Source organism: Actinomycetes bacterium (assembly GCA_036000965.1).
In the GTDB taxonomy this organism is placed as follows: Bacteria; Actinomycetota; CALGFH01; order CALGFH01; family CALGFH01; genus DASYUT01.
This window is the reverse complement of the sequence record DASYUT010000106.1, coordinates 20,830-47,515: the sequence shown is the minus strand read 5'-3', so window position 1 is coordinate 47,515 and position 26,686 is coordinate 20,830. Positions and strand designations below refer to the sequence as shown.

General features: G+C 73.1%; 21 protein-coding genes. 17 read left to right on the top strand and 4 right to left on the bottom strand.

Annotated features, from left to right (window positions below; translation table 11 throughout):
• Positions 1-41 precede the first annotated feature (41 nt).
• The 3 genes from VG276_08170 to VG276_08160 are packed head-to-tail and all read left to right on the top strand — an operon-like array spanning position 42 to position 3,435.
• The gene (locus VG276_08170) at positions 42-2,648 is read left to right on the top strand and encodes a nitrate- and nitrite sensing domain-containing protein (GenBank protein HEV8649367.1); all 2,607 of its coding nucleotides are present in this window, start codon (positions 42-44) and stop codon (positions 2,646-2,648) included.
• Entirely contained in the window at positions 2,632-3,054 is a 423-nt protein-coding gene (locus VG276_08165) for a roadblock/LC7 domain-containing protein (GenBank protein ID HEV8649366.1), read from the top strand. Before VG276_08170 ends, VG276_08165 begins: the two co-directional genes overlap by 17 nt.
• Positions 3,055-3,072: 18 nt before the next feature.
• Positions 3,073-3,435, top strand: a complete 363-nt coding sequence (locus tag VG276_08160) for a DUF742 domain-containing protein (GenBank protein ID HEV8649365.1) — start codon at positions 3,073-3,075, stop codon at positions 3,433-3,435.
• Here VG276_08160 and VG276_08155 read toward each other — a convergent pair.
• The gene (locus VG276_08155) at positions 3,432-4,430 is read right to left on the bottom strand and encodes an LLM class flavin-dependent oxidoreductase (protein ID HEV8649364.1); all 999 of its coding nucleotides are present in this window, start codon (positions 4,428-4,430) and stop codon (positions 3,432-3,434) included. The genes VG276_08160 and VG276_08155 overlap by 4 nt on opposite strands.
• A gap of 81 nt (positions 4,431-4,511) precedes the next feature.
• Between VG276_08155 and VG276_08150 the strand changes: the two genes are divergently transcribed.
• The gene (locus VG276_08150) at positions 4,512-5,954 is read left to right on the top strand and encodes a VWA domain-containing protein (GenBank protein HEV8649363.1); all 1,443 of its coding nucleotides are present in this window, start codon (positions 4,512-4,514) and stop codon (positions 5,952-5,954) included.
• A 461-nt stretch (positions 5,955-6,415) separates the two neighbouring features.
• On the opposite strand, the gene VG276_08145 is transcribed toward VG276_08150, so the two are convergent.
• Positions 6,416-7,378, bottom strand: a complete 963-nt coding sequence (locus VG276_08145; GenBank protein ID HEV8649362.1) for an NlpC/P60 family protein — start codon at positions 7,376-7,378, stop codon at positions 6,416-6,418.
• A 462-nt stretch (positions 7,379-7,840) separates the two neighbouring features.
• Between VG276_08145 and VG276_08140 the strand changes: the two genes are divergently transcribed.
• From VG276_08140 to VG276_08110, 7 genes are all read left to right on the top strand, one after another.
• Positions 7,841-8,995, top strand: coding sequence for a MinD/ParA family protein (locus VG276_08140; GenBank protein ID HEV8649361.1), 1,155 nt, complete (start codon positions 7,841-7,843; stop codon positions 8,993-8,995).
• Positions 8,996-9,074: 79 nt separating this feature from the next.
• Complete coding sequence (locus VG276_08135; protein ID HEV8649360.1) at positions 9,075-9,392, top strand: DUF6112 family protein; 318 nt, start codon at positions 9,075-9,077, stop codon at positions 9,390-9,392.
• A gap of 103 nt (positions 9,393-9,495) precedes the next feature.
• The gene (locus tag VG276_08130) at positions 9,496-10,344 is read left to right on the top strand and encodes a hypothetical protein (GenBank protein ID HEV8649359.1); all 849 of its coding nucleotides are present in this window, start codon (positions 9,496-9,498) and stop codon (positions 10,342-10,344) included.
• Positions 10,328-11,863 (top strand): hypothetical protein, encoded by a 1,536-nt coding sequence (locus VG276_08125; GenBank protein ID HEV8649358.1) that lies wholly within the window; start codon positions 10,328-10,330, stop codon positions 11,861-11,863. Before VG276_08130 ends, VG276_08125 begins: the two co-directional genes overlap by 17 nt.
• Positions 11,856-13,355: an SCO6880 family protein gene (locus tag VG276_08120; GenBank protein ID HEV8649357.1), complete on the top strand. Its 1,500-nt coding sequence runs from the start codon at positions 11,856-11,858 to the stop codon at positions 13,353-13,355. Before VG276_08125 ends, VG276_08120 begins: the two co-directional genes overlap by 8 nt.
• 43 nt (positions 13,356-13,398) lie before the next feature.
• Entirely contained in the window at positions 13,399-14,694 is a 1,296-nt protein-coding gene (locus tag VG276_08115) for an ATP-binding protein (GenBank protein ID HEV8649356.1), read from the top strand.
• A complete protein-coding gene (locus VG276_08110; protein HEV8649355.1) occupies positions 14,691-16,478 on the top strand; it encodes a type IV secretory system conjugative DNA transfer family protein in 1,788 nt (595 codons plus the stop codon). The genes VG276_08115 and VG276_08110 overlap by 4 nt, the downstream gene beginning before the upstream one ends.
• 7 nt (positions 16,479-16,485) lie before the next feature.
• Here the strand turns inward: VG276_08110 and VG276_08105 are convergent, their stop codons facing one another.
• Positions 16,486-17,703, bottom strand: a complete 1,218-nt coding sequence (locus VG276_08105; protein ID HEV8649354.1) for a phosphotransferase family protein — start codon at positions 17,701-17,703, stop codon at positions 16,486-16,488.
• Entirely contained in the window at positions 17,700-19,100 is a 1,401-nt protein-coding gene (locus VG276_08100) for an NAD-dependent malic enzyme (protein ID HEV8649353.1), read from the bottom strand. The genes VG276_08105 and VG276_08100 overlap by 4 nt, the downstream gene beginning before the upstream one ends.
• A 252-nt stretch (positions 19,101-19,352) precedes the next feature.
• On the opposite strand from VG276_08100, the gene VG276_08095 reads away from it, so the two are divergent.
• The 6 genes from VG276_08095 to VG276_08070 all read left to right on the top strand — a co-directional run bounded on the left by VG276_08095 (position 19,353) and on the right by VG276_08070 (position 26,453).
• Positions 19,353-20,258, top strand: a complete 906-nt coding sequence (locus VG276_08095; protein ID HEV8649352.1) for a LysR family transcriptional regulator — start codon at positions 19,353-19,355, stop codon at positions 20,256-20,258.
• Positions 20,259-20,372: 114 nt separating this feature from the next.
• A complete protein-coding gene (locus tag VG276_08090) occupies positions 20,373-20,501 on the top strand; it encodes a hypothetical protein (protein HEV8649351.1) in 129 nt (42 codons plus the stop codon).
• A 192-nt stretch (positions 20,502-20,693) separates the two neighbouring features.
• Positions 20,694-22,046, top strand: a complete 1,353-nt coding sequence (gene aceA, locus VG276_08085; GenBank protein HEV8649350.1) for an isocitrate lyase — start codon at positions 20,694-20,696, stop codon at positions 22,044-22,046.
• Positions 22,047-22,228: 182 nt separating this feature from the next.
• Positions 22,229-23,617 carry an NlpC/P60 family protein gene (locus VG276_08080; GenBank protein HEV8649349.1) on the top strand — a complete coding sequence of 463 codons (1,389 nt, stop codon included), beginning with the start codon at positions 22,229-22,231 and terminating at the stop codon, positions 23,615-23,617.
• Positions 23,618-23,931: 314 nt separating this feature from the next.
• Positions 23,932-25,959, top strand: coding sequence for a threonine--tRNA ligase (gene thrS / locus VG276_08075; GenBank protein HEV8649348.1), 2,028 nt, complete (start codon positions 23,932-23,934; stop codon positions 25,957-25,959).
• A complete protein-coding gene (locus VG276_08070; GenBank protein ID HEV8649347.1) occupies positions 25,956-26,453 on the top strand; it encodes an HIT domain-containing protein in 498 nt (165 codons plus the stop codon). Before thrS ends, VG276_08070 begins: the two co-directional genes overlap by 4 nt.
• Positions 26,454-26,686 lie beyond the last annotated feature (233 nt).

Below are 26,686 nucleotides of genomic sequence, written 5' to 3'. Positions count from 1 at the left end.
AGCGAGCCCGGTCGTACGTCCGCTGCGACGAAGGATGGCAGATGCTGGCGAACCTTCCGATCCGGTCCAAGCTCATCGCCGTCCTGGTCGTGCCGATGCTGGTCCTCACCGTGCTCACCCTGATCCAGATCAGGTCGATCCTGAAAGCGGGCGACCAGGCCGACCGGGTGAACAGGCTGACCGGCTTTGCCGTGGAGCTGTCGGCGTTCGTCCACGAGCTGCAGCGGGAACGCGGCCTGTCGGCCGGCTACGTGGCCGCCGGGGCCGGGTACGGCGGCATGATCGCCCAGCGCGTGTGGGTGACCCAGGAGCTGCGCGACTTCACCGCCGACGCCGCGGCGCTCGACCTCGACGGCTTCGACTCCCGCCTGCGCCAGCGGCTCCAGGCGGCCAAGGCCGAGCTGGCCAAGCTCGGCACCCAGCGCCAGGCGATCGACGACCGCCGGGGAACGTCTGTGGACGGGACGTTCAGGTACTACTCGGGCGCGATCGCCAACCTGCTCGAGGTCGAGGCCGCCATCGCCGCCGAGACCGATGACAGCGAGGTCCTGCGCAGCACGTCGGCGTTCACCGCGCTCGCCCGGGCCAAAGAGGCCACCTCCCAGGAGCGCGACCTCGTCAACGCCGTGCTGTCGGTCGGCCGCTTCGGGCCCAAGCAGTACGAGCAGTTCGTGTCCGTGATCGGCTCCGAGGAGACCTGGGTCGCGCAGTTCCAGAGCTCCGCCACCGCTCCCCAGCGGGAGTTCTACCAGCGCACGGCGACCGGCGCGCACATCCAGCGGGCCGTCGGATACCGCAACGCCGTCCTCGAGAGCGGCACTCGCGGGCGGATCGCCACCGACCTGTCCGGGGGGAGCGCGGTGACCGCCGGCCCCGGCGCCAAGCAGGCCGCCTCGAGCAACGCGAAGAACTGGTACGTCGTGATGACCGCCAAGGTCGACCTGCTGCGTCAGGTGGAGTCCAAGCTCGCCGCCGACCTGGTCTCGGCGAGCGCCGCCTCGGAGTCGTCGGCCTCCAGGCAGGCCGCGGTGTCCAGCGGGGTCCTGCTGGTCGCCCTCGCCCTCACCCTGGGCATCTCGCTGCTCGTCGGGCGCTCCATGGTCGGGCCGCTCCGGCGCCTGCGGCACACCGCCATCGACGTGGCCGAGCAGCGGCTCCCCGGGGCGGTCGAGCGGCTGCAGCGTGGGGAGCGCGTCGACGTGGTGGCTGAGACGGCACCGATCGGGATCGCCTCGCGGGACGAGATCGGGCAGGTCACCGAGGCGTTCAACTCCGTCCACCGGGTCGCCGTCCAGGTCGCCACCGACCAGGCCGCGCTGCGCAAGAGCGTCGCCGACACCTTCCTGAACCTGGCCAGGCGCAGCCAGACTCTGATCCACCGCCAGCTCAAGATGATCGACCGCCTGGAACGGAAGACGACCGACCCCGACGAGCTGGAAGAGCTGTTCCGGCTCGACCACCTGGCCACGCGCATGCGCCGCAACGCCGAGGACCTGATCGTGCTCTCTGGCGCCAAGCCGGCCCGGCGCTGGGGTCGCCCGGTGCCGCTCAACGACGTCATCCGGGGCGCGATCGGCGAGGTGGAGGACTACACCCGGGTCACTCTGCTGCCGGCCGCTGGCTTAGCCGTGGTCGGCCAGGCCGTCGGCGACGTGATCCATCTGCTCGCCGAGTTGATCGAGAACGCGACCTCGTTCTCCCCGCCCCACACCAAGGTGCATGTCGCCGGGCAGCCTACAGCCACCGGTTACGTGGTCGAGATCGAGGACCGCGGCATCGGCCTGTCCGACGCCGAGCTCTTCGATGCCAACGAGCGCCTGTCCAGCCCGCCGGCCATGGACCTGGCGCTCAGCCAGCGCCTCGGCCTGTTCGTGGTCGCGCGCCTGGCCGAGCATCACGGCATCAAGGTTCAGCTCCGACACTCCTGGTACGGCGGGGTGACGGCGCTGGTGGGGCTGCCCGAGGCGCTGATCGCGCGGCTGTCCGGCATGCCGGAGGTGGCCGGTGGCGGGCGGCGGGGCGAGCTGGCCGCCCCGGCCCACGGCGAGGACGACGGCGAGGCGCCCGCCAACGGCCTGCCGATCTTCGAGGGGGCCAGGTCGGACTGGTTCGCGGGCGGCGGCGAGCTGGTGCACATGCCCATGGATCGCCACGGCGCCGAGCACGGCGTCAACGGACGCCTGCCGGTCGGGCGCGGCCCCCGGGCCGGCATTCCGCCGCAGGGCACGCCATCGCAGGGCACGCCATCGCAGGGCACGCCGCTGCGCGAAGCCGGCCGCCGCGGGCCGCGCCCGCCCGACGACGCCCCATTGCCTCAGGCCGACGACGTGCTCCCCTTGATCCAGGACGAGCTCCCCCTGATCCAGAAGGAGGCGGGCGCCCCGGCACCGCCCGCAGCAGCGCCCGGCGAGGCTGCGGCCCACCTGCCGCGCCGGGTCCCCCAGGCCAGCCTCGCCCCCGGCATCGTCGCGAACGGGCAGGCGACCGACCCGGAGGCGGGTAGGGGCAGCACGCTCCCACGCCGCACACCGGACGACGTCCGAGCGTTGCTGTCGAGCTACCGCTCCAGCGTCGAGCGGGGGCGCCACGTGGCATCGACCGACGCCTTCCGGTCCTCAGCAGGGGACGACGATGACCAAGCCCAGTAGAGCGGCGCAGAACCTCAGCTGGCTGATGACGAACTTCGTCGAGCGGGTGGTCGGCACCATCCACACGCTGGTGGTGTCGTCCGACGGGCTGCCGCTGGCCATGTCCGACGGGCTCGACCGCCTCCGGGCCGACCAGCTCTCGGCGGTCGTCTCCGGCCTGTCGAGCATCGCCGACGGGGCCGCCCGTCACTTCGGCGGCGGCTCGGTCACCCAGACCATCGTGGAGATGGACAAGGGCTTCCTGTTCGTGATGGCCGTCAGCGACGGATCCTGCCTTGCCGTGCTGGCCTCGACGGACTGCGAAATCGGGCTGATCGGTTACGAGATGGCGCTGCTCGTGGCTCGAGCGGGAGACATGCTCACCCCGGCCGTGCGGGCCGAGCTGCAGGCCTCGCTCCCGCGATGAGCGGAAGGATCGGCTGGCATGAGCACCGGGGACTGGTACGACGACGATCCAGTCGTCCGGCCCTACGCGATGACCGGCGGGCGCACGCGTCCAGCCCATGCGGACCTGGAGGTGGAGTCGCTGGTCTCGACCACGTCGGTGGGTGAGGCGTCCGCGCAGGCGCTCAACTTCGAGCAGCAGTTGATCGCCCTGCTCTGCCGTGACGTGCTCAGCGTGGCCGAGGTCTCGGCCCGGCTCGACCTTCCCCTCGGCGTGGCTCGCGTGCTCGTCGGTGACATGTCCGAGGAGGGCCTGGTGATGGTCCACCGTCCCGCCGACCCCAACGACCGCCCGGACCTGGCCCTCCTGGAACGGGTGCTGTACGGGCTCAAAGCCATCTAGGTTCCGGTCCACCGGGGGCGCCCGCCCCAGCCGGCTGGCGGCTCCGGGGCGGGGGAGCGGGGGGCGCCGGGGGTGAGCTGGGCCAACGTGCCGATCGTCATCGCCGTCACCTGCGCGATCACGTCGTGCACGTCGAGGGAGTTCGGCAGCAGGCAGCGCAGGTCGGTGACGCCGGCATGAGCCAGCTCGATGACCCGGTCGTGGCATCGCTCGAGGGTGCCGAACACGGCGACCTCCTCGGGCCGCCCGAGCCTGGCGAAGGCCGGCTCGGCCTGCCAGCGGGCGTGCGCCTCGGCGGTGGTGCGCCCGACCGAGACGGGCAGGCGGGCCGCGATGCCCAGGGTGGCCGGGTCGCGCCCGGCCACCAGGCAGGCCTGGCGCGCCTCGGCCGCGGCGGCCAGGACCTGCTCGAAGGGCAGGGCGGCGCCGGCGGCGTCCCTGCCGGGCAGGAGCAGGCCGTCGACGACGCCGACGGCCCAGCCGAGCTGCTCGGGCCCGGCCGCCTCGACCGACAGCGTGGGCCGCACGGCCGGGCCGCTGCGCACGGCGGCAGAGAGCGAGCTGGCGCCGGCGTCCAGCCTGGCCGGCACCGCCGTCTCGGCCAGGGTGTCCAGGAACGCCTCCACGTACGCGGCGAGCCGGCCCGGCCCGGCGGGCGGGGGAGCGTCGCGCAGGCACAGCTCGAGGCGGTCGCCCGCGGTGGCGCCGAGGGTGGCGACCATCGCTGCCAGGATGGCGGGCGGCCGCTGGCCGGTGTCGAGCAGGGCGCCGACCCGGGCCTGGCCGGTCACGGGCGCGAGCAGGGCGAGGGTGGTCCAGGCCTCGAGGCGGGGCGTAGGCTCGGGCGCGTCCTCGAGCCAGAGGGCGGCGATGCCGACCCGGTCGCACATCCGGGCCACCTCGGTGAGCCGGCCGACCGGGTTCCTGGTGTCGAGGACGACGGCGAGGCGGACCAGGCGCCCGGGTGGCGGCGACGTTGGCCGAGCGTCGGGCATACCCTGTCCTCTTTCGCCAGCAGCGTTCGCTAAGCGCATATTTGTACGTATAGCGTACACGGAGCGTGCCACGTGGCCGGAATGGTTGCAAGCGCAAGGTCCGCGCCGGACGGTGCCGCGCGCTCGCTCGAGACCTCCCTCCTCGAGTTCTTCCACCGCCTCCGGGACGCCCGCGTGCCGGTGTCCATGGTGGAGGTGCTCGACGCCATCGCCGCGCTGCGCCACGTGGAGCTGGCCGACCGCGCCCAGTTCCGGGCCGCGCTGGCCATGACCCTGGTCAAGCGGGCCGAGGACCGGCAGGCGTTCGACGTGCTGTTCGACGTCTGCTTCCCGTTCACCCCCGGCCCGGTCGCGGCCGCCGGGTCGGGCGGCCTCGGGCCGGCGGCCGCGACCGGGCCGGCCTCCTCGGGGACCGCCGCGGAGGCCGAGCCACAGGGTCCCGCCTCCACCGACCTGCTCGAAGCCCTGCTCGACGCGCTGCGCCACGGCGACCGGGCCGCCCTGCGCACGCTCGCCGGGCTCGCCGTGGACCGCTACGCCGGGCTGGACGCGCAACCCGATGCGTCCGAGCGCTACTACATGTACCGGATCCTGCGCCAGGTCGAGCTGTACCGGCTGCTCCAGCTCGCGCTGGCCGCCGAGGACGGCGCAGAGGACGCGAGCCCCCAGGCCCGCGAGGAGCTGAGCCGGCGCATCGACGACTTCCGCCGCATGCTGGCCGAGCAGGTCCGCCACCGGCTTGCCGTCCGGGTCGGCGCCCAGCAGGTGGCCGAGCTCTACCGCGACCGGCAGCTGGACGAGATCGACTTCCTCGGCGCCACCTTCACCCAGCTCGGCGAGCTGCGCCAGGCCGTCCGCCCGCTGGCCCGCAAGCTGGCCGCCCGGGTGGCGCAGAAGCGCCGGCTCAGGCGCCGGGGCCGGCTCGACGTGCGGCGGACGGTGCGGCGCTCGCTGTCGTCGGGCGGGGTGCCGGTCAACCCCGCGTTCCGAGCCGTGCGCGCCTCAAAGCCCGACCTGTGGGTGCTGGCCGACGTGTCCGGCTCGGTGGTCGAGTTCGCCAAGTTCACGCTGGCGCTGCTGCACGCGATGAACCAGGAGTTCGCACGGATGCGGTCGTTCGCCTTCGTGGACGGCGTGGACGAGGTGACCGGGCTGCTCGACGAGAGCGACCAGGCGATCGACCTGCGCAACGCCTTCGCCAGGGCGCGGGTGGTGTGGGCGGACGGCCACTCCGACTACGGCAACGTCTTCGAGCGGTTCGCCGAGCGGTACGGGCCTGACCTGGACGCCCGCAGCACGCTGGTCGTCATGGGCGACGCCCGCGGCAACTACCGCGACCCCGGGATCGAGGCGCTCCAGGGCCTGCGCGCCGGGGCACGCCGGCTGTACTGGCTCAACCCGGAGCCCCGGTCGGAGTGGGACACCACCGACTCGGTGATGAGCCTGTACGCGCCCGTGTGCGACCGCGTGTTCGAGGTGCGCAACCTGCGCCAGCTCACCGCCTGCGTCTATGAGATCACCTGAGGTGCGCCGGGCGTCCCGCCGGCGGCCTGGGCCGTCCCTGCACCACCGCCCTGAGGGGGCGGCGCACTGGAGCGACCTGGTAGCGCCCCACCCCTCCGAGGCACGGCTGGCAAGGGGAGGCACCGGGCCGTAGGCAGAAGTCGGGATTTGCACCAGGACGGTTTTGTGATATTGTTCTTGCCCGGTTCGGGCATCCCGAGATGGTTGCGCCTGTTCGCGCATGGCCGCGGGACGCCGAGCCGTTTTCTGGTTTGGCCGCCGATGACGGCGTCTGTGGCCCCCGCGCCACCCCCCGGGTTCTCCTCCCGGAGCCCGGGGGGGTGGCAGCGGTACGCTGGGACTGCTCGCCGACCCCCCCGACCATGGCAGAGGCGCTGTTGGGAGGCGGCGGGAGCGTGCCTGCCAAACCGCGGCGCCCCAGCACGTTGGCACCGGCGCTGTTGGGGGCCGGGAGCCGGGGATCAGGTGGGTGCGGCGGTGGGGCGGACTGCGCCGATGTAGTCGCCGCGCAGGGCGGGCTCGATGCGGATGACGGTGTTCCGGCGGGGGGCGTCGATCATGTTGCCCGCGCCGATGTAGATGCCGACATGGTGGATGGTGGCCGGGTCGCCGAGGTCGTAGGCGTAGAACACCAGGTCCCCCGGGAGCAGGTCGGCCGGGTTGCCCACCCTGGCCCCGAAGTACCACTGCTCCCGCGAGGTCCGCGGGATCTTCGCCCCGCCGGCCTGGTAGGCCCGCATGGTCAGGCCCGAGCAGTCGAAGGTGCCCTCCTCGCCGGCGGCGCCCCACCGGTAGGGCTGGCCGAGCTGGCTGTAGGCGAACGCGACGGCGCGCTCGACCGCGGGCCCAGCCGGCAGGCCGGCCGCGCCGCCGGCGGCATAGCCCGAGGCGACGGCCAGGACCTGGCTGACGTACCAGTCGGCACGGTTGTAGGCGAAGATGGCCCGGGTGAGGTCGCCGCCCTGGCCGGCGCCGTTGGCGCACAGGTACCGGGCGGCCGAGAAAATCGCGTCGGCCGGCTGGTAGACGCTGGCGATGCCGTCGCCGTCGCCGTCCATGCCGTACCTGAGGTCGGGCGGGACCTGGCGGACGGGCGTCCCGCCCCAGGTGTTGCCCGCCTTGCCCCCGATGCCGAACTGCATGGGGCCGGCCGCGCCGGCGAAGTTCATCCCCGACTGCACCCCGGGCAGGGTCGAGCGGCCGTGGTTGGTCTCCTTCTTGCCGATCGCCGCCAGCACCTGCCAGGGCAGGCCGGGGCAGGTGTCGGCGGCGCTCTGGTAGAGGGTGAGGTACTCCGGTGGGATGTCGGCCATGGCGCCCGCGCTGGGCCCGCTGCCGCCGATGATCCGGGTCGCCAGGCCCACCACGAGCAGGCTGATGACGAGCAGCAGGGCGACCGGGACGCCAATCGCGAGCTTCTTCATCGGCTGCCTCGATCCGGGGTCGCCAGGGCGGGGATGCGCAGGCGGAAGGGGGATTTCTGGGGTATATCAACGCGAAGGCTCGCCCCTCGCAGGCACTTCAGTGCTATTTTAGTTCCTCGGGATGGTTGAGAGGATACCGTCCGGCGGGTCCTCGATCCAGTGCCCCGCGAGCCCCCGCCGGGCTCATCCGAGACCCTGTCCAGGAGGAAGCGTAGACGAGCAGCGGCCGGCAGGCGGCCAGGCCAACTGCCACGGCTGTCACCCGACACGTCCCTCGTACCCCCGGCAAATCCGATTCACTTGCTTTTGTGGCACTGCGGAGCAGTGTAACCTTTGGTACTGCCCACATGGACGGTTAGCGGCATCCCGGACCATCCGTCACACCACTTCGCCAGCGAAATCCGATCCACGTTGAGACATCACCGACACGGCAACTCGAGCGGCTCCGAAGGAGGGTTGGACGTGGCGCAGCAGTCGGGCTCCTCCCCCGGTGGAGGCGGCCATGAGGAGGCCCTTGTCCCGCTGGGCCTCATCGACGACGACGCGTCCAAGCCGGCCGAGACCGCCAGGACAGTCGGACCCGACCAGCAGCGCCGCCCGCTCCCCGACGCGCCCCGGACCCGCCCCCCGTTCCGGGCCGACCGCGTGCCGCCAAGCCGCGCCCAGCGCCGCCCGGGCGGGCCCTTGGCCTCGCAGCAGCACTCCACCGCGGCCGACTTCACCGCCGAGCGGTACCTGCGCGGGCAGTCGCGGGCGCCCCGCGACGGCTGGCGCCGGGTGGTCTACTGGCTCACCGGCGGCCGCGTCAACTTCGGTCCCAGCCCCGCCGAGCTGCGCGAGCGCGAGCTGATCGCCCGCGCCAAGGCGCCGGTGGCCGGCTGCCGCTCGATCGCGGTGATCAGCCGCAAGGGCGGGGTGGGCAAGACCACCACCACGCTGATGCTGGGCCACACCTTCGCGTCGCTGCGCGGCGACCGGGTGGTGGCCCTGGACGGCAACCCCGACGCCGGGTCGCTGGGCTACCGGGTCCGGCGCGAGACCGCCGCCACCATCACCAACCTGCTCGCCGACGAGGCTGAGATCGTCCGCTACGCCGACATCCGGGCCTACACCTCCCAGGCCCCGACCCGCCTCGAGGTGGTCGCCTCCGACGACGACCCCCGCATCACCAAGGCGCTCGGCGAGGAGGACTACCGGCGCGCGATCGCGCTGCTCGAGCGGCACTACAACCTGATCTGCCTGGACACCGGCACCGGGGTGCTGGAGTCGGCCACCAAGGGGATCTTGCAGCTGGCCGACCAGATCGTGGTGGTGATGGCGCCAAGCCTGGACTCGGCCAGGGCGGCCAGCTCGACGCTGGACTGGCTGAACGAGAACGGCCACGCCGAGCTGGTGCAGGGCGCGGTCGCGGTGGTCAACGCCGTGCAGCCCGAGGGCCCGGTCGAGGTCGACAAGATCCAGCAGCACTTCGCCGGCCGCTGCCGGGCCGTGGTCCAGGTGCCGTGGGACCCGCATCTCAGCGCCGGCGCGGAGACCCAGGTCGAGCGGCTCCGGCCCCAGACCCGCCACGCCTACCTCGAAGTGGCCGCCGCCGTCGCAGACGGGTTCACCGCATGAGCACCCGCGACGCACACCACACGAGGGGACCGTCCCCCGACGGTACCCGTACCATGCTTGACCAGGGAGGGATTTGAGCATGCGCGCGCTCGAGCACGTCACCGTCGCCGCCACCATCGTCGCCCAGAAGGTGAACATAAGCCCCAACTTCTCCGCGATCCCGGGCGCCGGGCCGTTCCAGAAGGTCATCGACGGCATCGGCGGCTTCGCCTTGCTGCTGTCGCTGGTCGGCATCGTGATCGGCGGCGCCATGTGGGGCGTCGGCTCGCTCAGCTCCAACTACCACCAGGCCGCCGTCGGCAAGCGGGCCACGCTCTACTCCATCGTCGGGGCGGTCATCGTGGGTGCTTCCGCGGCCCTCGTGAACTGGGCGTTCTCCCTCGGGCAGACCGCCTGACCACCCGTAGCAGCAGGGGACAGGGGGGTCCGGGACCGAGGCCGGGCCGCCCGGCCTGGCCGACCCTCCAGGAACCGCAAGGCGACGAGAGGAGCAGCGTCCGGTGGCGGTGACCGAGCAGGCCCGCGCCAGGGTGGTCTACCGGCCGTCCGACCAGCGCAGCGCCAGGCCCACCAGTGGGCCTGGCCGCCTCTGGGTGCTCGCGCTCGTGGCCGTGGTGTTCGCCGGCGGGATGGTGATCGGCCGCTCCACCACCAGGCCGGCGGTCACCCAGGACCCGACCGCTCCCAGGGCGACCGCCGCGTCCCCGGCCGCCACCGCGCCTGCCCCCGGGGCCGCCAGCACGCCCGGGGTGACGGCCGGGACGCCCGCGGCCAGCCCGGCCGCGTCCGCCAAGGCCGGCCCGCGCCAGGTCGTCGACGGGGTGGGCGTGGGCTGGGCCCACTCCAGGCAGGGCGCTCTGGCCGCCGCGACCAACTACGCCACGGTCCTCGGGGGCGACCTGGTGTTCGACACCCAGCGTCGGCACAAGGCCGTGGTCCTGCTCGCCGCCCCCGAGGCGCGGGCGGAGCTGCAGCGGGCCTGGGACGGCGCCGTGCCCGTGCTCCGCAAGGCCCTGCGCCTGCCCGCCGACGGGCCGGTCGCCGACAAGATCGCCCTGCGCACGGCGCCCTTCGGCCACTCCATCGAGCGCTACGATGACGCCAGCGCCCGCGTGTCGATCTGGACGGTGGCGCTCGCCGGGTCGACCACCGGGATCCCGGTCCAGAGCGGGTGGGGCATCACCACGATCGACCTGAAGTGGGTCGGCGGCGACTGGAAGGAGGTCCGGGCCACGACCCGGACCGCGCCGACCCCGCTCTCCCTCGACACCGAGGTGCCCTCCGCCGCATCCGCGTTCGTCCAACTCACCCAGCAGTTCAAGGAGTATGACCATGCAGCGGGATCGTAGGCGCGCCTGGGGCCGCTGGCTCGCAGAGCGCCAGTCGAGCACACGCGGCTCGCGGGTAGGCAGTGTCGGGTCGTCTCGGCGGGCGCGCCCGCTTCGCCGGTACTCGGCCGGCGCTCTGGTGCTCGTCGGCGTGCTCGCCCTGCTGCTCGTGGTCGCGCCCGCGGCCATGGCCCAGACCGCCCCCGGCCCGCCGGGCCAGCCCGCCGACACGGGCAAGAAGCCGGACCAGTGCGACCAGATCACCAACCAGGTGCTGCAGAACGTCTGCAAGGCGGGCACCAACCCGGTCGGAGCGGCCGGGGGCGCGATCGGCCAGGCCGCCGGCAACCTCGCGGCCACCGCCGGGGACAGCGCGCTGCGCAGCTTCACCAACGCGGTCGCGTCGGCCGGCCAGTGGTTCCTCGAGAAGGTCGGCAGCCTGATCAACGACACCACCTCGCCCGACGTGGTCAACGCCGGCTGGTTCGTGTCCCAGTACCGCATCATGCTGGCGCTGGCGATCGTCATCGCGCTGCCGTTCCTGCTGGTGTCGGTCGCCCAGTCGGTGGTGCGGGCCGACGGCATGCAGGCGATCCGGTCCGCCTTCGTCTACCTGCCCATCGCCGCCATCTTCTCGTTCGTCGGGCCGGCCATGGCGCAGATGCTGATCAACACGAGCGACTGGATGAGCTCGGCGGTCGGCCACGACGCGTCCCAGAACGCCGACAAGTTCATGCACGACGCCGGCGGCTGGCTGGGCGCGCTCGGCGCGGGCACGGTCAACCCGGTCGCGCCGGTGTTCGGCGTGCTGCTGGCCGCGATCATCGTGGTGGTCGGGGCCATCTCGATCTGGCTGGAGCTGCTGCTGCGCGACGCCGCCATCTACATCTCGGTGCTGTTCCTGCCCATCGGGTTCTCCGCCATGGTCTGGCAGGCCGGCTGGCGCTGGTGCAAGCGGCTGATCGAGTTCCTCATCGCGATCATCTTCGCCAAGGTGTTCATCGTCGCCATCGTCAACCTGGCCGCGGCCGGCCTGGCCAGGGGCGGCCTGGCCGACAAGTTCGAGGGCGTCCTGGCCGGCGGGGCGCTGCTGCTGATGGCCGCGTTCACCCCGATCGCGCTGCTCAAGCTCATCCCGCTGGCCGAGGCGGCGGTGGTGACCGCCGGCCACCAGCGCGCCGCCCTGCGCCAGGCGACCGCGGGCGCGACCGCGTTCACCGGCTCCTCCATGGTCACCCAGATGATCCAGTCCCGCTTCCGGGCCAACGCCGGCGGTGCCGGAGGCGGCGCGGGGAGCTGGGGCAGCCCGGCCACCGCCGCGGTCGCGGCCGGCTCCGCCGCGGTGTCGGCCGCGCGCAACCGGGCCGAGTCGGGCTTCGCCGCCTTCGGCCCCGCCAACGCAGGCGGGAGCACCGGTACCAGCGGCAGCGGTGTACCGTCGTCCTCGGGCGCCGCCGGCGGCAGCGCCGCCGGCGGCGCGGCCACCCGGCCGCGGCCGCTTGGCGAGCTTGCGACGGAAGGAAAGAGCGCGGATGCGTAACCCGCCCGAGGTCCGCTACCGGTTCGGGCCCCTGGAACGCAGGGGCCTGATCGGCAGCCTCCGCCCCGGGCAGCTGCTGGTCCTCGGAGCCGCGGTGCTCCTGACGATCATGATCGTGCAGGCGCTGAAGAGCGGGGCCGGCCTGGGTATCGGCACCCTGGTCCTGGCCGGCGGCGGGCTGGCGAGCTTCGTGCCCGTCGGGGGCCGCACCTTCAACGAGTGGATCCCGGTCATGGCCAGCTTCCTCGGCCGGCGTGTGAGCGGCAGGAACCGCTTCCGCTCGGGCGCGCCCGAGGCGGGCACCCGCTTCAAGGGCGGCGACGTCCCGGTGAGCCTGCCCGACTCCATCGGCAAGGTCGAGCTGATCGCCTTCCCGTTCCGCGGCGTGGAGCTGGGCGTGATCGCCGACCGGGCCAACGGCACCTACACCGCCACCGTCCAGGCACGGGCCCGCTCGTTCGTGCTGCTGGACCCGGCCGACAAGGCGAGCCGGCTGGCCGGCTGGGCCGGGGTCATCGCCGGGCTGGCCCGGGAGGGCAGCCCGATCAGCCGGGTGCAGTGGATCGAGCGGACCGTGCCCGACGACCGCAACGGCCTGGGCCGCTACCTGCGCGAGGCCATGGACCCCGCCATCGGCCTGGACGCCGCCCCGCTGCAGAGCTACCTGCGCCTGACCCAGGCCGCCGGCCCGGTCACCGAGCAGCATGAGCTGTTCGTGGTCGTGCAGGTCAACGCGAGCAAGGCCGCGCGCGCGATCAAGCAGGCGGGCGGCAAGGACACCGGCGCCTGCGTGGTGCTGGCCCGCGAGCTCGAGACGATGGCCCGCCGCCTGGAGGGCGCCGAGATCGAGGTGCTGCACGCGCTCGGCCCGCGGCGCCTGGCCGCCACGATCCGGCTCGCCTTCGACCCCAAGGCACGCCCCAGCCTGGGCCGCCTGGCCACCGTCGACCCCAGCCGGGAGGAGGGGGTCAGCGCCCGCAACGCCTGGCCGCGGCGCACCGAGGCGCACTGGTCCTATTACCGGACCAACGACGTGGTGCACACCACCTACTGGATCGCTGAGTGGCCCCGCCTGGACGTCGGGCCGGACTTCCTGGCCCCCCTGCTGGTGCAGACCCGGTCGATGCGCACGGTCTCGGTCACCATGGAGCCGGTGCCGCCGCTCAAGGCCATGCGCGCGGTCGGCTTCGCCAAGACGGCCGACTACGCCGACGAGGAGCTGCGCCAGAAGCTCGGCTTCCTCGGCACCGCCAAGCGCCGCAACCAGAGCGAGGCGGTGGCCAGGCGCGAGCAGGAGCTGGCCGACGGCCACGCCGACGTCCGCTTCTCCGGCTGGATCACCGTGACCGCCGACAGCCCCGACGCCCTCGCCGAAGCCTCCGGCGAGGTCGAGCACGCCGCCGGCCAGTCCCGCCTCGAGCTCCAGCGCTGCGACGGTGAGCAAGAATTGGCATTCACGTACACGCTGCCCCTGGGTCGAGGGTTGAAGTGAGCGAGTACCTGACCGACCTCGACAGGAGCAGGCGAGGCGAGGCATGAGGATCAAGCCTCGCCGGCCGGCGCACCGGGTCACCACCGCCCACCTGCAGGCGGCCTACCCCTTCATCTCCGAGGGCGGACTTGGCAGCCGTGGCGTGTACATCGGACGTGACGTATTCGGGGGCTCGTTCTGTTACGACGCGTGGACGCTCTATGGCAAGGAAATCACCGGACCTAACATGCTCGTCATCGGGCAGATCGGGTACGCAAAATCGAGCCTCGTGAAGACGTTCATATGGAGACAGATGCTCTTCGGGCGGACCGCCTGGATCATCGACCCGAAGGGGGAGTACGACCAGCTGGCGGCGGTGTGCGGGGTGAAGCCGATCCGGTTCGTGAGCGGGGGGCAGATCCGGCTGAACCCGTTGGACCCGATGATCGGGGGGGACGCGCAGCTGGCGCTGCTGCGGTCGATCGCGGGGGTGATGCTCGGGCGGAACCTCAGGCCGGAGGAGGACGCCTGCCTGGAGCGGGCCCACGACGAGGCGGTCATCGAGGCGTCCAGGCGCAGCGCCCAGCCGACCGTGCCGCAGGTGGTCAACCGGCTGCTGGAACCCTCCGACGCCACCGCCCACGAGCTTCGGACCTCGCCGGAGCGGCTGGCCGAGGACGGCCGCCAGCTCGCGCTCTCGCTGCGCCGCATGGGCGCCGGCGACCTTCGCGGCATGTTCGACGGGCCGACCTCGAGCGGGCTCGACCTGTCCGGCCGGCTGGTGGTGTTCAACCTGCGCGAGGTCAAGGACGAGGCCCGCCCGATCCTGATGGCCTGCACGGCGGCCTGGCTGCAGGGCTCCTGGGCCCGCGACGACGGCGTGAAGCGCATCGTGGTGCTCGACGAGGCCTGGGTCGTGCTGCGCCACCTGGCCATCGCCCGCTGGCTGCGGGAGAGCTGGAAGCTGGCCCGCCAGTACGGGGTGCAGAACATCGCGGTGATGCACCGACTCTCGGACCTGACCGCGGCCGGGGACACCGGCTCGGAGCAGGTGCAGCTGGCCAAGGGGCTGCTCGAGGACTCCGAGACCCGGGTGATCTACCGTCAGTCCCCGGGCGAGGTCGAGCAGGCCCGGGAGCTGCTCGGGCTCACCCAGACCGAGGTGGACCAGATCCCCACCCTGGAGCGGGGCGAGGCGCTGTGGCGCGTGGGCCGCCGCTCGTTCATCGTCCAGCACCGCCTGGACCCGGTGCTCGAGCGGGAGATCGTCGACACCGACGCCAACATGGGGATCGCCTCGTCCGCGCCGAGCGGCTGGACCGGCCTGCCGGTGCCCGAGGCGGTGGAGCCTGCCTCATGAGCGCCAAGAAGGTCGTGAAGCGGGAAGGCCCGCTCGACCAGGCGCTCCTGCTCGGCATCGCGATCGTGCTCGGCGGTGGGGCCGTGCTCTGGCTGACCGGGGAGGTCGCCGGCTGGCTGCACGGGCACCGCTGGCCCAAGGTCTCGATCAGCGACATGGGGCCGGTGCTGGTCAACCTCGTGCGCCACCCCGGCGACCCGGCGGTCGCATGGCCGCCGCAGACGAGGGACCTGCTGCCTGGCCCGGTCGGCTTCTACTTCATCTTCGGGCTGCTGCTCCTGCTGCTCACCGCCGTGCTGATGTACCTGAACCTGGGGCTGCGGACCGTGCGCCGCCGGCTCGGCAAGGTGATCGTGGTACCCGGCCCACGCGCGGCCGCCGCCAAGGGCCAGCAGCCGGCCTGGGCCCGCCCGCAGGCGTTCCGCGACCTGTACGTGCGGGAGCCGATGCCCGGGCGGGTCACGCTCGGGCGGGTCAACGGCCGGCCGGTCGCGGCCGAGCCGCTGCAGTCGGTGATCGCGCTCGGCCCCACCCAGAGCCAGAAGACGGCCGGGCTGGTGGTGCCGGCCGTGTTCGAGTGGGACGGGCCGGTCCTGGCCGCCTCGATCAAGTCCGACCTGGTCCGCAACACCATCGACCAGCGCTGGCAGCGGGGGGAGGTCTACCTCTACGACCCGACCGGGATCACCGGGCTGGACCAGAACTCCTGGTCGCCGCTTGGCCGCTGCGGGACCTGGCACGGCGCCTACCGGACCGCCCTGTCGCTGGTGAGCGCGGGCCAGCCGCAGGCCCAGGCGGCCATGCAAGACCCCGACCTGCACCACAACATGGCGCCCACGCTGCTCGCGCCGCTGCTCCACGCAGCCGCCATCACGGGGCGGAGCATGGCCGACGTGGTCCGCTGGGTGCAGCGCCTGGACCGGGCCGAGGTCCGCCAGGAGGTCACCGCCGCCCTCAACATGGCCGAGGACCAGGCCGCGGAGGACGCGATCCAGTCGGTGTGGAACCTGGGCGACAACCGCAGCCAGGTGTACGCGAACGTCCTGGCCGCTGTGGTGGCCTACGCCGACCCAGCGGTCAAGGAGGCGGTGCCCGCCACCCAGCTCACCGCCGAGCGCCTGCTCGACGGCGGCGCGAACACCGCCTACGTGTGCGCGGCAGCCCACGAGCAGCGCCGGCTCGGCCCGCTGTTCGTCGCGCTGCTCCAGGAGGTCATCGACCTGGCCTACCAGAAGTCGGCCAGTACCGGGATGCCGCTTCACCCACCCTTGCTGGTGGCGCTCGACGACGCCGCCGTGTCCGCGGCCCTGCCCCAGCTCGACCTGCTCGCGTCGACCGCGGCCAGCAGCGGCGTCCAGCTCCTGACCACCTTCCGGGACCTGAACCAGATCCACTCCCGCTACGCCGACCGGGCCGAGGCCGTCTTCGCCAACCACCGCGCCAAGATCCTGCTGAGCGGCATCACCGACGAGCGCACGCTCGGCCTGCTCTCGCACCTGCTCGAGGACGAGACGCTGCGCCAGGTCGCGCCGGCCGCGGCGTCCGGGGCCGCTGCCGCCGACGGGGAGAAGAAGGAGGGCGCGCTGGCCCGGTCCAGGCCGGGCGCGTCGCCGGCGGAGGCGCTGCGCCGCATCCAGCCGGGGCAGGGCGTGCTGCTCTACGGGCACATGCCCCCGGCCTTCATTACCCTGCGCCCGTGGTTCCGGGACCGCAGGATGGCCCTGCGGGCCTCCTCGGGCGAGCGCGGGGGCAGGATCGGCGGAGGCATCGCCCGGCCGTTCTGACGGCGGGTCAGCGGCCGGCGCGCTCGACGGCGTGCAGCGCAAGGTCGGCGAGCCGCGCGACCAGCTGGGGGAAGGCCTGGTAGGCAGTATCGCCCGTGCCGTAGGCGCCGGCCGCGAAGCGGGCGTACACGCCCTCGAGGATGACCGCGAGCTTCCAGTAGCCGAACGCCACGAAGTAGTCGAGCTGGTCCACCGGGCGCCCGGACGCCTCGGCGTACGCCGCGGCCAGCTCGGACCGGGAGGGGAACCCGGGCAGGCGGGTCGGGGCGGTGCCGAGCGGGAGGGTCTCGTCGGTCGGCTCGCTCCAGTAGACGAGCAGCAGCCCCAGGTCGGCCAGGGGCTCGCCGAGCGTGCACAGCTCCCAGTCGAGCACGGCCCGCACCTGGCCGGCGGGGGAGAGGATGACGTTGTCCAGCCGGTAGTCGCCGTGCACGATGGCGGCCGGGCCGGTCTCCTCGGGGATGCCGGCGGCCAGGCGCCGGTGCACCTCGTCGACGGCGGGCAGGTCGCGGGTCCTCGACTGCTCCCACTGCCGCTGCCAGCGCCGGAGCTGGCGCTCGGCGTAGCCGCCGGGCCGGCCGAGCTGGTCGAGCCCCACCGCGGCCGGGTCGACCCGGTGCAGGGCGACCAGGGTCCCGACCAGCGAGAGGCTGGCCGCCCGGCGCTCTCCCGGGCCGAACTGCTGCTCGACGCTGGCCTCCTCCCTTGGGACGATGCCGTCGACGTGCTCCATGACGTAGAACGGCGCCCCGTTGACCGTCTCGTCGGTGCAGAGCCCGTAGGTGAGAGGCACGGGCACCTCGGTCGGGCCCAGGGCGGTGATGATGCGGTGCTCGCGCCCCATGTCGTGGGCGGAGGGCAGCACGCCGGAGAGGGGCGGGCGCCGCAGCACCCAGGAGCCCCCGGCCTGGTCGGTCACCCGGTAGGTGAGGTTGGACTGGCCCCCGCGGATCGGCACGAACCCCAGCGGCGGGCGCGCCTCGGGCACGTGCTCGACGAACCAGTCGGTGACGGCACCGGCGCGGATCCCGGCCGGCCCGGACGCCAGGGGAGCATCCTGGTCGCCGCCCGGTGCCGCCGGCCCTGCCGGGTCGCCGCCGGCCGGTGCTGCCGGTGCTGCCGGTGCCGTCGGGTCGCCGCCGGCAGGTGCCGCCGGGTCGCCGCCGGCAGGTGCCGCCGGTGCCGCCGGTGCCGCCGATGCCGGGTCGCTGCCGCCGGTGGTCATGCCGGGGCGCTCCGCTCCCGTTCGGTGGCCTCCTGGACCGCGCGGGCCACGGCCGGTGAGACGCCGCGGTCGAACACGCTCGGCACGATGTAGTCGGGCCGCAGCTCGTCGTCGGCGACCATCCCGGCGATGGCCTCGGCCGCGGCGACCTCCATGGCCTCGGTGATGTGGCGCGCCCCGGCGTCCAGCGCCCCCCGGAACACCCCGGGGAACGCCAGCACGTTGTTGATCTGGTTGGGCTCGTCGCTGCGGCCGGTGGCGACCACCGCGGCGTGGCGGCGGGCACCGGCCGGTTCGACCTCCGGGATGGGGTTGGCCAGCGCGAACACGATCGCGCCGGGTGCCATGGTCGCGACGTCGTCGGGGGTGAGCAGGTTGGGGGCGCTCACCCCGACGAACACGTCCGCGCCGGCCAGCGCGCCGCGCAGGCTGCCGCGCAGGCAGCGCGGGTTGGTGTGCTCGGCCACCCACTGCTTGCTGGAGTCGAGCCCCTCCCGGTCGGGATGCAGGACCCCCTGCCGGTCGCAGGCGACGATCTCGCCCGCGCCCTCGGCCTGCAGGAGCTTGATGACCGCGACCCCGGCCGCTCCCGCCCCCGACAGCACCAGGCGCACTTCGTCGAGCTTCTTGCCCACCACCCGCAGGGCGTTGATGAGGCCGGCCAGGACCACGATAGCGGTGCCGTGCTGGTCGTCGTGGAACACCGGGATGTCGAGCGTCTCGCGCAGCCGGCGCTCGACCTCGAAGCAGCGCGGCGCGGCGATGTCCTCCAGGTTCACCCCGCCGTAGCCGGGCGCGAGCAGCTGCACGGTGCGCACGATCTCGTCGGTGTCCTGGGTGTCGAGGCAGACCGGCCAGGCGTCGACCCCGGCGAACTGCTTGAACAGCACTGCCTTGCCCTCCATGACCGGCATGGCCGCGGCCGGGCCGATGTTGCCGAGGCCGAGCACGGCCGAGCCGTCGGTGACCACCGCGACGGTGTTGCGCTTGATGGTGAGCTTCCGGGCGTCGGCCGGGTTGGCGGCGATGGCCAGGCAGACCCGGGCCACGCCGGGGGTGTAGGCCATGGACAGGTCGTCGCGGTTCCGCAGGGGGACCTTGGAGGTGACCTCGAGCTTGCCGCCCAGGTGGAGCAGGAAGGTCCGGTCGCTGGTCTTGTGGACGTGGGCGCCGTCGACCGCCTCGACCGCGCGGGTGATCGCCTCGGCGTGCGCCGCATCCGCGGCGTTGCAGGTCAGGTCGACCACCAGCAGCTCGGGATGGGACTCGACGATGTCGACGGCGACGACGGTGCCGGCCGCCTCCCCGACCGCGGTGGTGATCCGGCCGATGCCGCGCGGGTCGGCCCCGAGGTGCACCCGGATCGTGATCGAGTACGACGCGCTTGGAACTCCCATATGGCGTTCGGCTCCTTCCAGGACCTTGGCGGCGGCCGTCCGGATGCCCGGCCCGGGGCTCAGCCGGTCGAGGCCCGGCCGAAGCCTACTACCGTTGCCCCGACTGGCTGCGTGCCCGGGCCGGGCATCCGGACGGCCGCGGGCCTGGGCCGGCTGTGTGCCTGGGCCGGCCGCGTGCCTGGGCCGGCTGCGTGCCCGAGCCGGCGCTGGGTTACCGTAGGCCGTCCAGCGTCTGAACGAGAGGTGAACGCCGTGCTGCTTGCGCAGGTGGAGGCCTTCCTCGAGGTGATGCGGCTCGGCAGCGTCAGCCGGGCCGCGGACGCGCTGTTCGTCAGCCAGCCGACCCTCACCGCGAGGCTCAAGAACCTCGAGGCGGAGCTCGGCGAGGCGCTCTTCGTCCGCACCGGGCGGGGGCTCAAGCCGACCGAGGCCGGGCTGGCCTTTCAGCCCCACGCCGAGCGGGCCCTGCGGGCCCTGCAGGAGGGCCAGGCGATGATCGCCGAGCTCCAGCGCGGCGAGGCCGGCGCGCTCGTGGTCGGGGCGGCGCCGGCGGCGAGCACCTACGTGCTGCCGGCCCTGCTGCGGCGCTTCATGGCCAGCGCCCCCGGCGTGCAGCTCGTGGTCCGGACCGGCCACTCCGAGGAGGTCCTGCACATGGTCCTGCAGGACGAGGTCCAGGTCGGCCTGGTCCGCTCCATGCACCACCCTGACGTCGAGAGCGTCCCGGTGTACGAGGACGCGCTGGTGCTCGTGGCACCCGCCGGCCACCCGTTCGCCACCGGCGACGGCGTCGGCATGGAGAACATGGGCAGCGAGCCGCTCATCCTGTTCGACCGGACCTCGAGCTACCACGAGCTGACCAACGCCCTGTTCAGGCAGGCCGGGGTGCTGCCCCGCAGCGTCCTGGAGGTGGACAACATCGAGGCGGCCAAGAAGATGGTCGAGCAGGGGCTCGGCGTCGCCCTGCTGCCCGAGATCGCGGTGACGGCGGAGGTGGCGGCAGGCACGCTGGCCCAGGTGCCGCTGGTGGGCGCCAGCCCGGTGCGCCGGCACATCGTGGCCGTGCGGCGCCGGAGCGCGGGCCCGGCCCCGGCCGTGGTGCGGCGTTTCCTCAAGGTGGTGGCCGAGCAGGCGCGGGAGCTCCCACATCCGGACTGAGCTGCTGGTATCGAAGCAGTCGATGGATCTCATCGTAACAAATGATTGGAAAAATGGCTGAGTGTACTTTTATCCTCGGTTATTGTCGCCGGCGCCCGGAGGAGGCCGAGGACCATGACTTCGATCGTGACCGCCAATGCATCGACAGCGTGGTCGGTAGCCGAGCCGGACCTGCCCGTGGGCGATGCCTGGGCCGAATGCGAATGCCCGGAGGCGTGCCGGCTCGACCACGAGCAGGACTGACCCGAGTCCCCACCTCCTAGCCGGTCGTCGCAGCTCCGCCGCCCAAGACGCTCGTGGGGCGAGCGGTTCGACGATCACTCGCGGGAAATTCCTGCTGTACTCCCGCCGCTCTCGGTTTGCGACACGCAAACGAGGAGAACTTTGTGCCCCCCGAGCGCGGAACCAGAACAATCAAAGGATGTGAGCAACACCGTGCCAAGCCTCCCACCGCAGACCACAACGCCCGCCGACCGGGGCGACGCCGCGGCCGACCCGTGGGGGGCGAGCCCGCGCTGGCAGGGGATCCGCCGGGACTACTCCTGGGCCGACGTCGACCGCCTGCGCCCGTCGCTGCCGGTCGAGCACACCATCGCCAGGCACGGCGCCGAGCGGCTGTGGCAGCTGCTCCACGACCAGGACTACCTGCCCGCCCTGGGGGCGCTCACCGGCGGACAGGCGGTGCAGATGGTCAAGGCCGGCCTCAAGGCCATCTACCTGTCCGGCTGGCAGGTCGCGGCCGACGCCAACCTGGCCGAGCAGGTCTACCCCGACCAGAGCCTGTACCCGGCCAACAGCGTCCCTGCCGTCATCCGGCGGGTCAACAACGCGCTGCTGCGCGCCGACCACGTCGACCGGGTCGAGGGCAGGACCGGCACGCCGTGGCTCGCGCCCGTCGTGGCCGACGCCGAGGCGGGCTTCGGCGGCGCCCTCAACGCGTTCGAGCTGATGGGCTCGATGATCGCGGCCGGCGCGGCCGGGGTGCACTTCGAGGACCAGCTGGCGTCGGAGAAGAAGTGCGGGCACCTGAGCGGCAAGGTGCTGGTGCCGACCGCCCAGTTCATCCGGACCCTGACCGCCGCGCGGCTGGCCGCCGACGTGGCCGGGGTGCCGACGATCCTGGTGGCGCGGACCGACGCGCTCGCCGCGACCCTGCTCACCAGCGACGTGGACGAGCGTGACCGGGCGTTCGCCACCGGCGGGCGGACCGCCGAGGGCTACCACGTGGTCCGGGGCGGCCAGGAGGCGGCCGTCGCCCGCGCGCTCGCCTACGCGCCCTACGCCGACCTGCTCTGGTGCGAGACCTCCACCCCCGACCTCGGGCAGGCCCGCCGCTTCGCCGAGGCGGTGCACGCCGAGTTCCCAGGCAAGCTGCTCGCCTACAACTGCTCGCCGTCGTTCAACTGGCGCCGGCACCTCGACGACGACACCATCGCCAAGTTCCAGAAGGAGCTGGGCGCCATGGGCTACCGGTTCCAGTTCATCACCCTGGCCGGCTTCCACGCCCTCAACGCGGCCATGTTCGAGCTGGCCCTGGGCTACGCCGAGGAGGGGATGAGCGCCTACGTCCGGCTGCAGGAGCGGGAGTTCGAGCTCGAGGCGGAGGGCTACTCGGCCACCAGGCACCAGCGGGAGGTCGGCACCGGGTACTTCGACGCGGTGGCCAGGGTGATCTCGGCCGGCACGGCCTCCACCCTCGCGCTCTCCGGGTCGACCGAGCAGGAGCAGTTCGGCGGGGCCAGCGGGCCGGTTCCGCCGGGGACCTCCGCCGCGCCCGGCCCGCGCTGAACGTCGGGAGCTCACGGCACCGTCCTCCGTAGTTGTACGGAGTCAGTACTAAGCAGAACCGGGTACTATGCCCTCTGGTCCGGCGAGAGGGGGCGAACGTGTCCAAAGGCGGCGCTACGCCAGACCCTTGCGTCGGAGCGGCGGGACGCAGCGCTCGGCTCGTCCTGGTCGTCACCGTGCTCATGGCCCTGCTCGTGCAGGGCGTCGCCGCCATCGCGGTCCCCCGCGACGTGAGCCAGCTCACCCAGAGGGCCAAGCAGGTCCAAGCCCAGCTCGACGAGCAGCACGCCACCATCGAGCGCCTGACCGAGCAGCTCAACGAGACGACCGACCGCCAGGCGGGGCTGAGGCGGCAGCTCGCCGCGTTGCAGCGGCGCCAGCGCGAGGTCCAGGCCGAGCTGGCACGAGCCCAGCGGCGGCTCGACGAGCAGGCCAGGGCCACCTACATCGCGGGCCCGGGCAACGTGGTCTCGGAGTTCGTCGGCTCCCCCGACCTGGCCGAGGCCCTCAACCGCATCCCCCTGCAGCGGTCGGTGCTCGAGGCACAGGTTGCCACCCTCGACGACGTGCGCAAGGCCAAGGCAGCCCTCGACTCGGTGAAGGCGCAGACCGACGCCCACCTGGCCGAGCAGAAGAAGGTCGCCGACAGCATCACGGCGCAGCGGGCCCGCATCAAGACGCTGGCCGGCCAGCTCCAGGCGACCCTGGCCGGGATGGACCAGGAGCTCGCCGGCGCCCTGACGGCCGCGCAGCGCCTGGACGAGTCGGCCCGCCGGGCCGCCTTCGCGTTCTTCGCCGCCGGCGCGGGTGGCCGGGGCGCCCTGGGCGGGGCGTACTTCCAGCCCGCACCGGCCGCCCAGCGGGCCGTCCGGTACGCCCTCGCCCAGCTCGGCGACCCGTACCTGTGGGGGGCGAGCGGGCCGGACCGGTTCGACTGCTCGGGCCTGACCATGTCCTCCTACCGGGCGGCCGGCATCGGCATCCCGCGGGTCTCCCGCGCCCAGTGGGGGGCCGGCACCTACCTCGACGTGGGCAGCCTGCTGCCTGGGGACCTCGTGTTCTTCGCCGACGACGTGACGAGGCCGTCCACCATCCACCACGTCGGCATGTACGTCGGCCGCGGGCTCATGGTCCATGCGCCCCACACCGGCGACGTCGTGAAGATCGCGTCGATCTGGCGGTCGGGCTACATCGGCGCGGTCCGGGTCGTGCCCGCGGTCACCAGGTCGGGTGTGACGCCGCCGCCGACGATTGTCATCCCGCCCGGCCCGCCGCCACCACCACCACCGCCGCCGCCGATGACGACGCGGCCGCCGACGACCGCGCCGCCGAGGACCACGGCCCCGCCGAGGACCACGGCCCCGCCGAAGACGACCGCCCCGCCGAAGACGACCGCGCCGCCCACGACCACCAAGCCGCCGACGACCACGGCGCCGCCGACGACGGTGCCGCCCACCACGGCGGCACCCGCCACCACGGCGGCACCCGCCACCACGGCGGCGGCACCCACCACCGCGGCACCCACCACCACGGCGGCGGTGGCCGGGCCGACCACGACTGGGTCCCCCTGATCGGGCGGTCACCGGCGACCGGTTCCCCACGACCGGCCCCCACGACGGCCCCCCACGACCGGTTCCCCACGACCGGCCCCCACGACCGGCCCCCCTACAGACGTTCGCGATCCAGGGTGACAGTGCCCGTCCCGCCGAAGGGCTGCTCAACCTGCCATGTCGCGCCGTGGACGATGTCACCCCGATGGGGCGAGGCTCTGTAGATTGGGCCGTCACCGGCTCGCGGCTGCGAGGCGGCGAAATTCGCGACGGTCGGGCGGAAGGGCTGGCGTATCATCGGCCATCGCCAATTCGTCCAGGCAGGAGGCACCCGCGTGCACGACATCCAGGTCAAGCTCCCCGACGGCTCGGTACGGCAGGTCCCTGCCGGCACGACCCCGGCCGAGCTGCTGGACACCACGGGTGCCGCCGCTGCGCTGGTCGACGGGGAGCCCTGGGACCTCAGCCGCGGCATCGACCACGATGCCGCGGTGGCGCCGCTGCCCGCGGCCAGCGAGGAGGGTCGGGCGGTCCTGCGCCACTCCGCCGCCCACGTGCTCGCCCAGGCCGTGACCGGCCTGTATCCGGGCGCCAGGTACGCGATCGGGCCGCCGATCGAGGACGGCTTCTACTACGACTTCGACGTTCCCGAGCCGTTCACCCCCGACGATCTCGAGCGCATCGAGGCCCGCATGCGCGAGATCGTCGCCGAGGGCCAGCCCTTCCGGCGCGGCGAGCTGTCCCGGGAGGAGGGGCTCCGGCTGTTCGCCGACCAGCCCTACAAGCGGGAGATCATCGAGGCGGTGGACGAGGCCGAGGGGGCCGGACCGGCCGTGTCGGTCTACCGCAACGACGGCTGGGTCGACCTCTGCCGGGGGCCGCACGTGCCGAGCACCCGCGCCATCCCGGCGTTCAAGCTGCTGCGCAGCGCCGGCGCCTACTGGCGCGGCGACGAGCAGCGCCAGCAGCTCCAGCGGATCTACGGCACCGCGTGGGAGTCCGAGGCTGCCCTGGCCGAGCACCTGCACCGGGTGGAGGAGGCCGAGCGCCGCGACCACCGCCGCCTCGGGGTCGAGCTCGACCTGTTCCACTTCCCGCCCGAGATCGGCAGCGGGCTGCCCGTGTTCCATCCCAAGGGCGGGCTCATCCGAAAGCTCATGGAGGACTACTCCCGGGCCGAGCACGAGGCCGCCGGCTACTCCTTCGTCTCGACCCCGCACATCGCCCGGTCGACGCTGTTCGAGATCTCCGGGCACCTGCAGTGGTACGCCGAGGGCATGTACCCGCCCATGGAGATGGAGGGCGCCCGTTACTACCCGAAGCCGATGAACTGCCCGATGCACATCCTGATCTACCGGTCCCGTGGCCGCTCCTACCGGGAGCTGCCGCTGCGGCTGTTCGAGTTCGGGACCGTGTACCGCTTCGAGCGCTCAGGGGTCCTCCACGGTCTCGCCCGCGCGCGTGGCTTCACCCAGGACGACTCCCACATCTTCTGCACCCGCGAACAGCTCGGCCCCGAGCTGGCCAGCCTTCTCGACTTCGTGCTCCGGTTGCTGCGGACCTTCGGCCTCACCGACTTCGAGGCCGAGCTGGCCACCCGGCCGGAGAAGTTCGTCGGCGCGCCGGAGGAGTGGGACGAGGCCGAGGCCGCCCTGCGCGCGGCGCTCGACACCAGCGGCGTCCCCTATGTCGTCGCCGAGGGTGAAGGCGCGTTCTACGCGCCAAAGATCGACGTGCACGTCCGCGACGCCATCGGCCGGCGCTGGCAGATGGCGACGCTCCAGGTCGACTTCCAGCTCCCGCAGCGGTTCGGCATCGAGTACACCGGCACCGACAACACCCGTCACCGCCCGTTCATGATCCACCGGGCGCTGTTCGGCTCGGTCGAGCGGTTCCTCGGCATCCTCATCGAGCACTACGCCGGGGCGCTGCCGACCTGGCTCGCGCCGGTCCAGGCCCGGATCGTGCCGATCGCCGACCGCCACCTCGTGTATGCGACGAGCGTGGCCGGTGCCCTGCGCGCGGCCGGCCTGCGGCCCGAGATCGACGACTCGTCCGGCCGCATGCAGGCCAAGGTCCGCGACGCCCAGCTGGCGAAAGTGCCCTACATCCTGGTGCTCGGCGACCGCGACGAGGCGGCCGGGGCGGTCAGCGTCCGCATCCTGGACGGCACCGAGCGGCGGGGCGTCCCACTCGCCGAGTTCGTGGCGCACGTCACCGCCGAGGTGGACGCCAAGGCCACCTCGCCGACCCTGCCTCCGCCGCCCCCGGCGGCTGCGGCTGCGGCTGCGGCGGTCGCTGAGGCTGCGGCGGTCGCTGAGGCAGCTGCGGAGGCTGCGGAGGCGGAGGCCGGCGCGCCGTGACGGCCGAGCGCCTCTGGACCCCCTGGCGGATGGCCTACATCCGCCAGGGGGACGACACCGGGCGCGGCTGCGTGTTCTGCGAGCTGCCGGCCCAGGGCGACGACCGGGCCAACCACATCCTGGGCCGGGGCGAGCTCGTGTTCGCGATCCTCAACTCGTTCCCGTACAACCCAGGCCACCTCATGGTCATGCCGTTCCGCCACGTCGGCGAGTACTCCGACCTCACCCTTGAGGAGCTGTCGGAGCTGATGGCCATGACCGGCACCGCCATCCGGGCGCTGAAGGCCGAGGCCGGGCCGCACGGCTTCAACCTGGGCATGAACCTCGGCCAGGTGGCCGGGGCGGGCGTCGCCGACCACGTCCATCTGCACCTGGTCCCGCGCTGGGGCGGGGACACCAACTTCATGCCGATCGTGGGCCAGACCAAGGTCCTTCCCGAGCTGCTGGAGGAGACCTACGAGAAGCTCCGCCCCCACTTCGCGCCGCCCGCGTAGCTCGGCGAAGTCCCGACGTCTTCGTACCTTTCGACCGGAAATGGCGCAAGGGCGGAGCTAGGGGAGAAGATACGGCCCCGTTCGTACCGGTCTCATGCTGCGCCCTTGCGAGCTGGCGTGTCGGCCGGATCCAGGGACGCGGTGCTGTCGTGCAGCGCGCCCCCCAGGACGATGGACGATGGAGGAGCGCAGTGCGAGCTCGCCGATGCCTTGCCAGGGCGCCCGCCCGTCGG